At 47.4% G+C, this 14589-nt stretch carries 13 protein-coding genes and 2 tRNA genes; 11 read left to right on the top strand and 4 right to left on the bottom strand.

What is annotated here, in order from left to right; all coding sequences use genetic code 11:
* Positions 1 to 506: 506 nt before the first annotated feature.
* Entirely contained in the window at positions 507 to 1361 is an 855-nt protein-coding gene (locus tag QT998_RS04840; protein WP_333115575.1) for a Uma2 family endonuclease, read from the bottom strand.
* Positions 1362 to 1670: 309 nt separating this feature from the next.
* Here QT998_RS04840 and QT998_RS04835 point away from each other — a divergent pair.
* The 5 genes from QT998_RS04835 (at position 1671) to mutT (ending at position 5294) form a co-directional block, all read left to right on the top strand.
* A tRNA-Leu gene (locus tag QT998_RS04835) sits at positions 1671 to 1752 on the top strand.
* 74 nt (positions 1753 to 1826) lie between these two features.
* Positions 1827 to 2603 (top strand): TrmH family RNA methyltransferase, encoded by a 777-nt coding sequence (locus tag QT998_RS04830; protein WP_333115573.1) that lies wholly within the window; start codon positions 1827 to 1829, stop codon positions 2601 to 2603.
* A gap of 518 nt (positions 2604 to 3121) precedes the next feature.
* A complete protein-coding gene (locus QT998_RS04825; protein ID WP_194066910.1) occupies positions 3122 to 4081 on the top strand; it encodes an RNA polymerase sigma factor, RpoD/SigA family in 960 nt (319 codons plus the stop codon).
* Between the two features lie 225 nt (positions 4082 to 4306).
* The gene (locus QT998_RS04820; protein ID WP_194009546.1) at positions 4307 to 4648 is read left to right on the top strand and encodes a DUF760 domain-containing protein; all 342 of its coding nucleotides are present in this window, start codon (positions 4307 to 4309) and stop codon (positions 4646 to 4648) included.
* 241 nt (positions 4649 to 4889) lie between these two features.
* The gene (gene mutT / locus QT998_RS04815) at positions 4890 to 5294 is read left to right on the top strand and encodes an 8-oxo-dGTP diphosphatase MutT (RefSeq protein WP_333090974.1); all 405 of its coding nucleotides are present in this window, start codon (positions 4890 to 4892) and stop codon (positions 5292 to 5294) included.
* 36 nt (positions 5295 to 5330) lie between these two features.
* Here the strand turns inward: mutT and QT998_RS04810 are convergent, their stop codons facing one another.
* Positions 5331 to 6572 carry a histidine kinase gene (locus tag QT998_RS04810; protein ID WP_333090972.1) on the bottom strand — a complete coding sequence of 414 codons (1242 nt, stop codon included), beginning with the start codon at positions 6570 to 6572 and terminating at the stop codon, positions 5331 to 5333.
* 88 nt (positions 6573 to 6660) lie between these two features.
* Between QT998_RS04810 and QT998_RS04805 the strand changes: the two genes are divergently transcribed.
* The 3 genes from QT998_RS04805 to QT998_RS04795 all read left to right on the top strand — a co-directional run bounded on the left by QT998_RS04805 (position 6661) and on the right by QT998_RS04795 (position 11255).
* Complete coding sequence (locus tag QT998_RS04805) at positions 6661 to 8349, top strand: DUF2079 domain-containing protein (protein WP_333090971.1); 1689 nt, start codon at positions 6661 to 6663, stop codon at positions 8347 to 8349.
* A gap of 228 nt (positions 8350 to 8577) precedes the next feature.
* Positions 8578 to 9765 (top strand): glycosyltransferase family 4 protein, encoded by a 1188-nt coding sequence (locus QT998_RS04800; protein WP_333090970.1) that lies wholly within the window; start codon positions 8578 to 8580, stop codon positions 9763 to 9765.
* Between the two features lie 245 nt (positions 9766 to 10010).
* Positions 10011 to 11255, top strand: coding sequence for an MFS transporter (locus QT998_RS04795; protein WP_333090969.1), 1245 nt, complete (start codon positions 10011 to 10013; stop codon positions 11253 to 11255).
* Between the two features lie 151 nt (positions 11256 to 11406).
* Here QT998_RS04795 and QT998_RS04790 read toward each other — a convergent pair.
* Positions 11407 to 11480 (bottom strand) — tRNA-Arg (locus QT998_RS04790).
* A 93-nt stretch (positions 11481 to 11573) separates the two neighbouring features.
* Between QT998_RS04790 and moaC the strand changes: the two genes are divergently transcribed.
* The 3 genes from moaC (at position 11574) to QT998_RS04775 (ending at position 12807) form a co-directional block, all read left to right on the top strand.
* Positions 11574 to 12095, top strand: a complete 522-nt coding sequence (gene moaC / locus QT998_RS04785; RefSeq protein WP_333090967.1) for a cyclic pyranopterin monophosphate synthase MoaC — start codon at positions 11574 to 11576, stop codon at positions 12093 to 12095.
* 88 nt (positions 12096 to 12183) lie between these two features.
* Positions 12184 to 12441, top strand: coding sequence for a 2TM domain-containing protein (locus QT998_RS04780; protein WP_333115571.1), 258 nt, complete (start codon positions 12184 to 12186; stop codon positions 12439 to 12441).
* A 63-nt stretch (positions 12442 to 12504) separates the two neighbouring features.
* Positions 12505 to 12807, top strand: a complete 303-nt coding sequence (locus QT998_RS04775; protein WP_333115568.1) for a DUF3181 family protein — start codon at positions 12505 to 12507, stop codon at positions 12805 to 12807.
* A 75-nt stretch (positions 12808 to 12882) separates the two neighbouring features.
* Here the strand turns inward: QT998_RS04775 and QT998_RS04770 are convergent.
* Positions 12883 to 14589: Ig-like domain-containing protein (locus QT998_RS04770; RefSeq protein ID WP_333115565.1), on the bottom strand; the 1707-nt coding region annotated here is incomplete at its 5' end.

The raw sequence follows: 14589 nt of genomic DNA, 5'->3' as shown, positions 1-14589 counted from the left end.
GTTCGGTCGATTTACAACGATAAAATTGGTTCGTAGTGTAGACTAAAGTCTGCACTACGAACCAAGCGTTAAATTGCTCGTTATATCAAATCCTGTAGCATCCGAATGATTCAGATATATATTCTCGGACTCTGTGTACTCTGTGTTCTAGCGCCGGTTAAATCATTCCAATGCAAGCGGAAACAATATTACCAGGCTCTACCTCTCTTTACCTCACCGCTTCTGAAGAGAGAAAAGTGTGGCAGATGTTTAAATTATTAAATTTTCATTTCTCAATTAGTGCGTCGAAACCCGGTTTCTCCGATAAATTTGAGTTGAACAGGAAAAATATAGGAAGAAACCGGGTTTCTGAGATTAGCGGGCGCTCTAATTTGTGTCGCTTGGCGCGGGCGGGTTGTTGGAGATTGTCTGTGGGAATTAAAAAATGTTGGTGAACCCGCCCCTAGCAAAAATTATTATGATATAATTGCCAATTAAACAAACATGATATTACTAACTTTGTAAAATTATGATTGATAAATTTGGGGAATTTCATCGAGGTTGTTGGCTGCTGCTATGCCAGATGCGATCGCCTGCAAAACAGCAACATCAGAAAATGCCGAAATTTCATCAAGCAGCAGCAATCCTTCCTCTCCAAACTTCAAATTCAAACCGAGCTCGATCATCTGAATAAATGCTCGTTTAGTCCGCGCTTGTTCCTCCAATAACTGAGCATCTTTTTGAGATAACTGAACATCTTTTTGATCCGCCATTTCGCCGCCTGTAGGAATGGGATCGCCGCTAGGATAGCACCAGCGCAACCAAGTACCACCAACCTTTTCAAATTCACCTTCCCACAGAGTTAGTCCCAAACCGACTTCGGGAAACCAAGCATCAGTTTTGGGCGCGTAGGATTGATTCTGCAACTCAAAAACTCGCAGCGTGCTACCTCTCAACTCCCGTAGCGGATCGTACACAACATAATAGGGGATTCGCATTCGAGCGTAGTCTATTAACTTGCTGCTTAATTCATTTCCCGGAGTTGCGGAAACAATTTCGATCGCAATTTCGGGAGGTTTGCCAAATTCCCAAAATAAATACGATCGCACTTTTCTTTCCCACCAATCCTCAGCACCAGTAATATTGATACTGAGAAAAACATCCGGGGCGACTCCCGGTTGACGTATGCTGCTGAACAAACCAACATTTGCCGCCGCAATAAACGGAACAGTAATTCCTGTATCGCCACCGCTATACAAAACCGTTGTCAGCAGTCGCTGCTGTTTTTCGTTAATGAAGCTATCCAAAGGAGTATCGTCTTCTAGAACTAAGTTGCTAATATCTGGCAACTGACTCGGATCGAGGATTAATGGCTCAGACATAGGTAGCCGAGATGAGAACTATCTGCCCATACAATTTTAACATCATCAGCCAAGGGACTCAGGCAATATTAAGTTTTTCCACCAATGTCAGCATTCAACTTGAATTCGCTTCATTCGATCGCTAAAAAATCGAAATTATCTCCGTCAATCTGTGTCAATCTGCCTTAAATTTGCGGTTGACAGGGCGATCGAACATTTATGCCGTGTAATGAAGTTTAGTCAACACTTGCATTCCCCCATAAAAATTTAATTGCCAAAAACAGTTGACAAATTCGGGAACATAGTGCATAGTATTAATTCGTGACCGATGCGGAACTGGCGGAATTGGTAGACGCGCATGATTCAGGTTCATGTGGTGCAAGCCTTCCGGGTTCAAGTCCCGGGTTCCGCATTCTCAAGGCAGAAAAAAGTTTGGGGTTAACCCGATACAGGAAATAACCCCATTCGCTCTGCTGAATTAAGAAAATGCTGACAAGTATTCAAAACCCCCTAGTCAAAGAAATCCGCAAGCTGCACAGCTCGAAGGGACGCAGGGAACAACAATTATTTTTACTAGAAGGGACGCATTTGCTCGAAGAAGCTTGCGCCGCTAAACACCCGCTAGAAACAGTTTGCTGCACTCCCGAATGGTTGGATCGCCACGGGAAATTGTGGGAGCAAATTGGTAGTTTGGCCGATCGCACAGAATTAGTCAGTGAAAAAGTATTAGAGTCGATCGCCACCACAGTTCAACCAGACGGCATTATCGCCACCGCACCCCGCACCGCCATCGCGCCTGCAGAAATTTCAACTTTAGGAATAGCCCTCGAAACCATCCAAGATCCAGGCAACTTGGGGGCGATCGTCCGCACGGCTGCGGCTGCTAATGCCGACGGTTTGCTGCTGAGCGCCGACAGCGCCGATTTTGACCATCCCAAAGTGCTGCGCGCCTCAGCAGGAGCTTGGTTTAAGCTGCCCGTAGCAGTCACTCCAGATTTAACCGCCGAAGTCTCCGGGTACAAAAATCGGGGAATGCAAATATTAGCAACCGTTGCCGGTGCGAGTTTAACTTATTGGGAAGTAGATTTGCGAGTACCGACTCTGATCGTTTTGGGTAACGAAGGTGCTGGATTGTCAGCCGAATTGAGAAGTTTGGCCGATCGACAAATCCAAATCCCCCTAAGCCGCAACGTAGAATCATTAAATGTGTCCATCGCCTCTGCCCTCATCCTGTACGAAGCTCAACGACAAAGAAGTCATTAGTCAGTTGACTGTTGTCAGTTGTCCGTTGTCAGTTGTCCGTTGTCCGTTGTCCGTTGTCCGTTTTTGGGAGCATCAAGGAAGATTTTTCTAATTCTCCCTCTCCCCCTCTCCCTCTCTCCCTCTTTCCCTCTCCCCCTCTCCCCCTCTCCCCATCTCCCCCTCCCCATCTCCCCCTCTGAGATTTGGCTGATTTTGTTTAACACGATGCAACTCTAAAATTAGTTTGCGGGTACTCTCAAACCTATACAGTGCAGCCTTGCATGAAATAAATGTAAAGAAATGTAGCTAACCGCTCTCACAAATGTTAAGATTCTTAACACAAGTAGTATTTTGCACCCCCCAACCAAAACCTAACCTGAGATGGTGCTGAGTGGGAGTAGCAGCTAGCTACCATAAAACGAAGCCTCTTTAAATGGAAGGAAAGCGCAAATCCCCGCCCGCTTTCCTTCTCAACTAAAACTAAAGGTTTGCGACTACCGCAAACCTTTATAGGCAAAGATCCTCAGCGGGAAAAGCTCATGAAAACTCTTAAGTCCTCAGATACAGATTCTGTTCGTGCTTACTTGCGGGAAATCGGCCGCGTTCCCCTGTTGACCCATGAGCAAGAAATACTCTACGGGAAACAGGTACAGCGATCTGCCGCACTGCATCAGGAGAAAAAGATTTTAGCCGAAGAGTTAGGCCGCGACCCGACGGCGGCTGAATGGGCACAGGCAGTCGGGCTGTCTGAGGCACAGTTGCAGCGGACGATCGACCACGGCGAAAGGGCCAAACGCCAAATGGTGGAAGCAAATCTCCGCCTGGTAGTGTCTGTCGCCAAAAAATATATCAAGCGCAACGTAGATTTACTCGACCTCATTCAGGAAGGGACGATCGGGATGCAGCGGGGAGTAGAAAAATTTGACCCGACAAAGGGCTACAGATTTTCAACTTATGCTTATTGGTGGATTCGTCAGGCAATTACGCGGGCGATCGCCGAAAAAGGTCGCACCATTCGCCTGCCGATCCACATTACCGAAAAACTCAACAAAATTAAAAAAGCTCAGCGCCAGCTAGCTCAACAGCTCGGCCGCGCGGCTACTCCTGCTGAATTGGCTGCTGAGTTAGATTTGACTCCCAAGCAAATTCGCGAATATCTCGATCGCGCGCGCCTCCCGCTTTCCCTAGACTTGCGCGTGGGAGACAATCAAGATACAGAGTTGGGCGATTTGTTGGAAGATACCGGTACTACCCCAGAAGATTTTGCCCTGCAATCTTCCCTGCGGACTGACCTAGATCACCTGATGGCGGAACTGACTCAGCAACAGCGAGAAGTCCTCGCCTTGCGGTTCGGTTTAGAAGACGGTCAAACCTTAACTTTGGCAAAAATAGGCGATCGTCTCAACATCAGTCGGGAACGGGTGCGGCAAATCGAACGGGAAGCCTTGACCAAACTCCGCAAGCGCAAGCAAGATATCAACGATTATCTCGCCAGCTAGCTAGATTGGGGATTGCGCCCGCACACACCCGAGCGCGAATTCCCAATCTAAAATAGTAAAAACCGTCGCCTTTAATTCGGTTGTGCCCACTTGGTTGTGCCGACTGTCCTGCTACATTAGTAATTACTTAGTAATAAAGATCAACAGCGATCGGATAAGGTAAGGGTTATTTAATTTAACTGCCCGCATCTCAAATAATAAGCTGTCTCTGAAACGGAGGTACTCGTGAGTAATTCATCTAATAAGTCCCCAGAATTTTTTGAAGAAGACGGAGAAAATGCCAATTTATTATGGCAATACGTGCAGTCAATGGCTCCCGACACTGTTTCTCAGTTGTCTAAACCGACTTCTCATGAAGTGTTTCAAGTAATGGAGCGAAATATTGTCGGACTCTTGGGAAATTTGCCTTCGGAACACTTCGGGGTGACAGTGACTACCAGTCGCGAACATTTGGGTAGATTGCTCGCCTCGGCCATGATTAGCGGTTATTTTCTCAAAAATGCCGAACAGCGCATGACTTTTGAAAAGTCGATACAAGCCAGTGAGAGACACGGCTCGGAAGATTAGTCGGTTACTAACATTTAAGCTCTGCAAATGTCAAGCCCCCCTCGGAAGATGGGGGCTTAATATTTTAGATTTTAGATTTTAGATTTTAGATTAAATAATTGAATAATTATTGATATTATTACTAAATTACCGATGACCAATGACCAATGACCAATTCCCAATTCCCAATTCCCAATTCCCAATTCCCAATTCCCAATGACCAATTCCCAATGACCAATTCCCAATTCCCAATTAATATAATATGTCTCTTTCTCCTGTGCCCCACAAAGTTATCGGCGTTGCTGCGATCTGGAATGACCGACAACAAATTTTGATTGACAAGCGCCGACAACACGGACTACACGGGGGTTTTTGGGAGTTTCCGGGCGGTAAAATAGAGCCTGGGGAAACGATCGAAGCTTGCATACAACGGGAAATTATGGAAGAGTTGGGAATTGTCGTCGAAGTGGGCGATCGCCTGATTACAATTGACCACGACTACACTAAATTTACAGTTAGACTCTACGTACACCACTGCCGCCACGTCAGCGGGGAACCGCAAACGATCGAGTGCGATGAAATTCGCTGGGTGTCACTCGACGAAATTGACCAGTTTACTTTCCCCAAAGCCAACGAACAGATTATCGCTGCACTGCGATCGAGTTGAACAGTCAACAGTCAACAGTGAACAGTCAACCATCAACTATTTTTGAAGAGGCAAAGTAAAGTGAAAACAAGTGCCTCGATCGGGTACAGAGTCCACCCAAATTTGACCGTAATGGGCGCGGATAATGCCTTGACAAAGAGACAGCCCAATGCCGTAACCGTATTTTGATTTATCTCGCTGCAAGCGAAAGCTGTCTTCAAAAATGCTTGCACAATCTTCTTGAGGAATACCAGGGCCGCTGTTACAAATGCTCACTTGAACCTTGTAAGCAGTGCGGTGGAGCATAGAAATACTAACAGTTCCTTCCTCTGGGGTGTACTTGCTGGCGTTGTCTAGCAGGTTAGCAATCACTTGTTTCATGCGATCGGGATCGGCATAAACCAAGGGCAAATCTGCGGGAATGTCTATTTCTAATTTCAGACTTTTCGCCTGAAATTTATCTTGAAATTCCAGGATTACATCTTGACAAATCGCTCCCAGTTCAATTTTTTTTGTTTGGATGTGAAGTTGAGCGTTTGTGCCCCTGGCCGCTTCGAGGATATCTGTAATCATTCGATCAACAATTCGGATTTGGTTGCGGGCTTGTTTCATCAAATAAGCCGCCAGAGCGGGTGTCAAACGCGACTTTTCCCCCTCTTTCACCTTCTGAGTTGACTCCAAAGTCTCCAAAGCCAAAGATGCCGCCGTCAAAGGATTCCGCAAGTCGTGAGCCAGCATCGCAATAATCCGATCTTTCAACTGCAACTGCTCTTGCAGGTGTTCTTTTTCCTGTTTTAGCCGAAAAACTTCATCCGCAAGTTGCACGAGCTCAGTAGCGCAAGCAACCGAATAAATTGGTTTTGGGTCTGCCAGAGCTGATGCCGTCAGAGCTGGGGCAGACTGCTGCTGGGCGGCATATTCTTCTACAGCACGCTTCCAGCGGGGCCAGCACTGTTTGAGTTGGGCGATCAGATTGGTGCCGGCGAGAGTTTGTCGGGGCTCTGGATGAATTTTGAGCAGGGAGGGACTAGCTACAAGTTTAAAGTGTTCGGCTAAATCCGGCTGTTCTCCTACATCGACGATTTGAAGATCGAAATCGCACTCTGCCTTCAAATCCTGTAGAAACTTGCGGATGTGTCTGGTCTGTTCCCTAGAAGAGGAACGCTTGTCTACGAACAGCAAAAGCTGTAAAAGCGGTGCGGGATTGGCCGGCAGTTCGGGAGAACTGTCGGTGTCGCCGGTGCCTGGTGCGGGATTGACGCTGTTGACTTTTTCGATCGGGTGAAAATAATTGACCATTGCCGAGCCGAGTTATTTCACTTCTACTTTAATTTAATACTTGCTTTAGATTTATGCTAATGTCCGATGATTTCATTACGGCGGGCCAATGACATTTTTGAGATGGAAGAAAAATGAGTCGCTGCAGGTGGTGGTAAAAGTGGCTGTCGCCTTTTTTGTGCTGTGCCTGCTGCTGACGCTGCACCGCTACTACAACTTTTACGCTACTTACGACCAAGGCATTTTCAATCAACTTTTTTGGAACGGCACTCGGGGTCACTTGTTTGAGAGTTCCCTGTCTTCGGCTTTGTCCACTAATGTGGTTCACCAAAATGAGCTCCCGTCGGTATCCTATTACCGATTGGGGCAGCATTTCACCCCGGCACTGATGCTGTGGCTGCCTATTTACTCCTTGTTTCCCTCGCCTGTCACTTTGACGGTGTTGCAGGTGACTTTAGTTACGGCGGCTGGTTTAGTGCTCTGGGTTCTCGCCAGACACTATCTAGAACCGCGGCTGTCGGCGGCAATTGTGTTGAGCTATTATTGCGCTAACGCGGTGATCGGCCCGACTTTGGGCAATTTTCATGATGTTTGTCAAATTCCGCTTTATGTTTTTAGCTTGCTGCTGGCGATGGAGAAGCGCTGGTGGCCATTGTTTGGGGTTCTGGCCACTTTAATTTTGGCTGTGCGAGAAGATGGGGGAGTTGTTTTATTTGGGGTGGGAGTTTATCTAATTTTGAGCCGACGCTATCCTCGGACTGGTTTAGCTGTCTGCGCGCTCAGTTTTGGTTATATGATCGTCCTGACGAATCTGATTATGCCTTTGTTTTCTGCGGACATCTCCCAGCGGTTTATGATCGAACGCTTCGGTCAATATGCCGATGGAGATGAAGCTTCGACGCTGGAAATTCTTTGGGGAATGGTTAGCAATCCCGGCCGGTTGGCGGCTGCGTTATTTACGCCGTTCTTTGGTAAAATCAAATACTTGCTCGGTCAGTGGTTGCCGTTAGCTTTGGTTCCTGCCTTCGCGCCTGCGTCTTGGACGATCGCTGGATTTCCGCTGCTGAAGCTATTTTTAGCGAAAGGAGAGTCTGTGCTGGCGATTAATATTCGCTATGCGATGACTGTGGTTCCAGGGCTGTTTTACGGGGCGATTTTGTGGTGGGCCGATCGCCAAAAGGAAGAGGATAAAATTAAGAGGGGAGAACAAACAATTTTGCGTTTTCCTTCAGCAGTTTTGCCTTTCTCTTCGTCTTCAAAGTTTCGCCGCTTTTGGGGGTTTTGCATCTGCTTGTCGCTATTTTTTACCTTCACGTCTAACCCAAACCGGACTTTTTCTTGGATTTTACCCGATGCGATCGCCCCTTGGGTGCAGGTTCCTTTGATCCGACAGTGGCAGCACGTTTCTCAAGTCCGGCCACTTTTGGCTCAAATTCCTGCGGATGCTAGCGTGGCCGCAACGAATAGTATTGTGCCGATTTTGTCAAGCCGCCGCGAAATTCTCAGGTTTCCGATGTTTGAACTGCGTAATGATGCGGGGAAAGCGGTGAAGATGGAATACGTAATTGCCGATATGTGGCAGTTACAGCAGTATCAGGCTGCGTTTCGGCGGGAACGGGGACAGTTGCAGGCGATCGTCCCGCAGATCGATCGAATGTCCAAATCAGGAGAATACGGAATAGTTGGCTTTGAAGACGGCGCGATTTTGATGCGTAAGGGTGCTGCTTCTAACTCTGCATCGGCGGCTGCTTGGATGAGTTTTCGCCGCGAATTAGAACCGATTTTGAAGCAAGGGTAAGCCCGATCGCCCGAAACTGGCGCAGCCCAACTATTGCAGAAACCGGGTTTTGGAGGCAACAAGCGGGCGATCGAGCAATTCCTGCCAACACCCGGTTTCTGCATAATTTTCCATGCTGTCAGCCTTCGGGCATAAATTTGCCTTTACTAAAAAATAAGGTATGCGATTATACAATAAAATAGTTAACAATCAACATTAAGATATATAAATTCTTGGGAGCACAGAAATATGAAAATTTTGGTATTAGCCTGGGAATTTCCTCCCAGAATAGTAGGCGGCATCGCTCGCCACGTATCGGAACTGTATCCAGAATTGGTGAAGCTAGGCCACTCGATTCACCTAATTACTGTAGAGTTCGGACACGCGCCGATGTATGAAGTGGTAGAAGGAATACAGGTGCATCGGGTGGTAGTGGGACACGCCACGGACTTTTTTCACTGGGTGGCCAACCTCAACCAAAGCATGGGCCACCTTGGTGGCAAACTGATACTAGAAGAAGGCTCCTTCGATCTGATCCACGCTCACGACTGGTTAGTGGGAGATGCTGCGATCGCCCTCAAGCATACCTTTAAAATCCCCCTAATTGCCACCATCCACGCCACCGAATACGGGCGCTTCAACGGCATCCACAATGACGGACAGCGCTACATTAACACCAAGGAAAACAACCTCGCTTACAACGCTTGGCGGGTAATTGTTTGCAGCGACTATATGCGGCGGGAAGTCGAACGGGTACTATCGACTCCGTGGAACAAAATAGAGGTAATTTACAACGGAATTAGAGCCGAAAAAAAACCCAGGCTGCCCGAATCTGACGCGATAAACTTCCGCCGTCAATTTGCAGCAGACGATGAAAAAATTGTTTATTATGTAGGAAGAATTAGCTATGAAAAAGGTATTTCTGTATTTTTGAATGCTGCACCTAAAGTAATTTGGGAAATGGGGGGAAAAGCTAAAATTGTAATTATTGGCGGTGGCAATACAGACTATCTAAAACATCAGGCTTGGGATTTAGGAATTTGGCATAAGTGTTATTTTACCGGCTTCATGTTTGAGGAACATCTCGACAAATTCCAGACGGTGGCTGACTGCGCGGTTTTCCCCAGTCTTTACGAACCTTTTGGGATTGTAGCGTTAGAAAGTTTTGCAGCCCGGGTGCCGGTGGTAGTTTCCGATACGGGCGGCTTACCGGAAGTTGTGCAGCATACTAAAACTGGCGTTGTTACTAAAGCAAATAATCGGGATTCTTTGGCTTGGGGAATTTTGGAAGTGCTGAAAAATCAGGGTTATGGGCGGTGGTTGGTTGACAATGCTTATGAGGATTTGGAACGCCGGTTTAGTTGGCCGAAGTTGGCGATGGAAACCGAGTGGGTTTATCAGCGGGTGATAGAGGAAAGCGCAGAGGTTAATTGGTAAGACTGTTGATTGTTGATTGTTGACTGTTGGCTGTTGACTGCTGACTGTTTGCGGTTGACTGTTAAGTTAAGAGGGCGGGCACGGGGGCACCGCCCCTACTGACTGCTGACTGTTAACTGTTTGCGGTTGACTGTGAGTAGAATATTAACTTTTTTAGTTGCAAATATTAAGAAATTGCAACACAATGATAGATACACTTGACCTCAGCTTGAGCGCACTCAGAAAATTTAAAGGGAATTCGCATCTTGAATATTTTTAGGGACATCGAGCCCCAACGCAAACGCGGCTTGCTGACTTTGTTTGCCGCAGGCTTGTTATTTTGGTCGAGTTTGGCTTCGCTGCTGCCAACTTTGCCGTTGTACGTTCAATCTGTAGGCGGTACAAAACAGCAAATTGGCTTTGTGATGGGTGCATTTGCGATCGGGCTTTTGCTGTCGAGGCCGCAGTTGGGTAAAATAGCCGACAGCAGGGGGCGAAAACAAGTTTTGCTGCTAGGGGTGTCAGTGGCTGCCCTTGCCCCCATAACCTACCTGTTCGCTAAATCTATCCCCTTACTGTTATGTATCAGGGCTTTTCATGGCATTAGCATCGCCGCTTTTACCACAGCTTACAGCGCTTTGGTGACAGATTTGTCGCCCCCAGGAAAGCGGGGCGAATTAATCGGTTATATGAGTTTGGTAACTCCTATCGGTTTGGCCTTTGGCCCGGCGATTGGCGGCTTTGTGCAAGCTGGGCTCGGCTATCCTTTTTTGTTTGCGATGTCGGCGGCTTTAGCCACAATTGGTGTATTTCTCACTACCAAAATTGCCGAACCTAATTTTGCTGAGTTAACAAAATCCGATTCGCTATTTGAGGAAAAAAAACGCCAAAAATACTGGCAAATGTTGTGGAATCCCAGGGTGCGGATTCCGGCTTTGGTGTTATTGCTGGTTGGTTTGGTCTTCGGAACTTTGAGCACTTTCATGCCTTTGTTTCTCCAAGAAACTAAGGTTAATTTGAATCCGGGATTATTTTATTCTACAGCGGCTGTGGCTAGTTTCGGTGTGCGGTTGTTGACGGGGCGAGCTTCGGACAAATACGGGCGCGGTTTGTTTATTTCTGCCGGCTTGATCTGTTATTCCGTGTCGATGTTATTGTTGTATTTTGCTAACAACAGCAATGCTTTTTTGCTAGCAGCTTTGTTTGAAGGTGCGGCGGGCGGTACTGTTATGCCGATGATGGTGACGCTGATGTCGGACAGGTGCGAACCTCAAGAAAGGGGCCGATTGTTTTCGCTTTGTATTGGCGGGTTTGATTTGGGAATTGCGCTGGCTGGCCCGATTTTAGGCTTTGCTGCTGAACAAGTCGGCTACAGAAATATGTTTGGTTTGGCGGCTGCTGTCAGTGTGTTAGCTTTCCTGATTTTTGTTACTTTGTCTAGCAAGAGTTTGTCTCATTCGCTGCAATTTGCGATCGGGCGCGGCAAAGATGTCTATGCTTTGAATAGGTGACAATCGGTTTGATCGTTCGGACTTTAGTGCTGCTTAACTCCCAGTAAAAAAGACGACTGAGGTTTTGGTTAGTAGTGAGGACTTTAGTCCTTCTTAACTCCCAATAAAAAAGAGGACTGAAGTCCTCACTACCAACTTATTATCTGTTTAATGGGCTTGGAGGGATTCGAACCCCCGACCTCATGGTTCGTAGCCATGCACTCTATCCAACTAAGCTACAAGCCCCTGTTGCTTGGAGAGTTGAAATTTTAGATTTAATCTAAAATTGAACAATCTCTGTTCCGCACAGAATCTAACAGTAACACCATTCTCAAAATAATGCAAGACCTTTCTCAAAATATTTCTAAATTGCCCGATCGCCCGCAGCTAACTCACCTCGACAACAGCGGGGAAGCCCAAATGGTGGATGTTTCGGCAAAAGTGGCAACTGTACGGCAAGCTGTGGCCGCGGGGCGGGTGCGGATGTCGGCGGATACGTTTGCTGCGATCGAAGCGGGGAATGCGCCGAAAGGGGATGTGTTGGGCACTGCGAGGCTGGCTGGGATTATGGCGGCTAAGCAGACGGCTAATTTGATTCCTCTGTGTCACCCTCTGCAGCTGAGTAGCGTGAAGGTGCAGGTGATACCGGATGCTGGGTTGCCGGGATATCAAATTCGGGCGACGGTGAAGATCAAGGCGGAAACTGGGGTGGAAATGGAGGCGCTGACGGCGGTTTCGGTGGCGGCGCTGACTTTGTACGATATGGCGAAGGCTTTGGAAAAGTCGATCGCCATTGAATCGATTCGTCTGGTAAGCAAAAGCGGCGGCAAATCGGGGGATTATCAAAATTTAGAGGAATAAATTTCCTGTCTTGAGAGGGATGCAGAATTCAAAAAGCTGCGCTTAAGATTAAAATAGGCACAGAACTACTAATATCATGTGAAAAACTATGCCTCCTCGTTGGCCCCGCAAACCCGATCGCAACGATCCAGAGTACCGCCGCTTAGATGACCGGATGAATTTTGCCATCCACGTCGGTCTTTTTTCTGCTACAAATTCTGGTTTGTGGTTTGTTCAAAATTTGCAAAAGGCTGATTGGCCTTGGGCAGTTTCGGTAACGGGTGTATGGGCTCTAGTAGTTTTGGCCCACGCGATTTTCATTTTTGCGATCGCCGATTATTCGCCCCTCACCAAAGATTCTGGCTGAAGGCAGTTGTCGGCGATTGGTTAACTTTTTTTGACGGATCACCAATAACGTTCTGCTTTTTATATGGCTAATACTACTCAGGCGATCGAATCCTTAGCAGCCGAAATCGGCGAAAATGTCTACATTGACATTGCCAAGTGGCATTTGTATCTCCGCGATGCCCACCTGCATACGGTGGTTGCCCAACAACTTTATTCAATGCTGGAAAAGGGCAATTTAGATACTGACAAAGTTGAAGGAGTTTTGCAAGGAATTTCAATCAAGTTGGGCGGCGGCAAGCGAGAAGTGCCGCTGGCCGATTTGATTCCGATGCAGTGTCAAGTTAAGTTGATGGATGTTTTGGAGGAATTTCAGCGTCAGATGTGATATCAATTGTTGATTTGGATTTAAGTGCGATCGCCCTTTGTGGATTTAATGGGCGATCGCACTTTTCTTAATTTCCTAAACCAGCATGAAGTTAGCCACTGTAATTGCATCCGCCTTTACTCCGACCATAACACCTAACTGTTCCCCTGTCAAGAGGTTTTTGATGATTGTACCCTGAGTATTTTGAGTTATTTCCAACTGTCCAAAACTCAAACCACCGCTCAATCCAATCAAATCTTGACCAGCGGTAAAATCAGCAATAATGTCAAATCCTTGAGCTGCATTTAAGACAAAGATATCATTGCCGCTACCGCCAATCAAACTGTCACTTCCCATACCTCCATCAATGAAATCGTCGCCTTTTCCACCAGTAAGAGTATCGTTATCTGCACCTCCAAAAAGAGTATCATTTCCCGCACAGCCTCCCAGGATATCTGCTCCTGTGTCACCGTTGATTAAATCGTTACCTTCACCGCCACAGATGGTATCTGAGCCCTCATTTCCTAACAAATAATCATCTCCCTCACTGCCAAGGATTATGTCATCACCTTTGCCTCCAAATAAGCTGTCATTACCCTTACCGCCGTCGATGAAATCATCATTTCTGTTCCCATAAACGATGTCGTCACCTTCGCGGCCGTTGATAGAGTCATTGCCTTTGCCTCCAAAGATTAAATCGTTGCCCAATTCGCCCAGAATAATGTCATTATTTTCATCTCCAAATAAGATGTCATCACCTGTGCCGCCGCTGATAAAATCATTGCCTTTGTTACCGTTGAGAATGTCGCTGCTATCGCCACCATACAAGTTGTCATCCCCGGATTTGGCATCGAATATATTGCCCGTGTTGCTACCCAGTAATTCATCATTTTTGGCAGTCCCTATTTGAATGCCCGGTACACCGAGTATGGTGTTTTCAACTGAATTCGGTTGGTTTAAATTGGGATAGTCAATGTCATCGCAGATGCAGTCATCGTTGGGGATGTTGTTGGTTGTTGGTGTTCCCGATGGAGTCGGTGTTCCCAATGGCGTCGGTGTTCCCGATGGCGTCGGTGTTCCCGATGGCGTCGGTGTTACCGATGGCGTTACCGATGGCGTCGGTGTTCCCGATGGAGTCGGTGTTCCCGATGGCGTCGGTGTTCCCGATGGCGTCGGTGTTACCGATGGCGTTACCGATGGCGTCGGTGTTCCCGATGGAGTCGGTGTTCCCAATGGCGTCGGTGTTACCGATGGCGTCGGTGTTCCCGTTGGTGTTACCGATGGCGTCGGTGTTCCCGATGGAGTCGGTGTTCCCAATGGCGTCGGTGTTACCGATGGTGTTCCCGATGGCGTCGGTGTTCCCGTTGGTGTTCCCGATGGCGTCGGTGTTCCCGATGGTGTTGGTGTCGGTTGCGGTGTTACCGGCGGAATTGGTGCAGTATTTACAGTCAGATTAACTGGAGTAGAAGCCCCAGAAATATTACCCGCAGCATCCTTAGCTGTAGCAGTGAAGGCATAAGTGCCATCGGCTAAAGCTGTTGTGGGGGTAAATGTCCAGTTACCCGAAGCATCCGCTGTGGCAGTACCCAAAGGCGTTGTGCCTTGTAAGATGTTCACGGTACTGTTCGGTTCTGCCTTACCCGCGATCGCGCCTTTGGTACTCCCAGAAGTTGTGATCGTGGGTACGCTGGATGCTGTGGCATCGATTGTCAAATTAACTGGAGTTGAAGCCCCAGAAATATTACCCGCAGCATCCTTAGCTGTAGCAGTGAAGGCATAAGTGCCATCGGCTAAAGCTGTTGT

The organism is Microcoleus sp. S1D4, from assembly GCF_036700765.1.
In the GTDB taxonomy this organism is placed as follows: Bacteria; Cyanobacteriota; Cyanobacteriia; order Cyanobacteriales; family Microcoleaceae; genus Microcoleus.
This window is presented reverse-complemented; position numbering and strand designations above follow the sequence as displayed.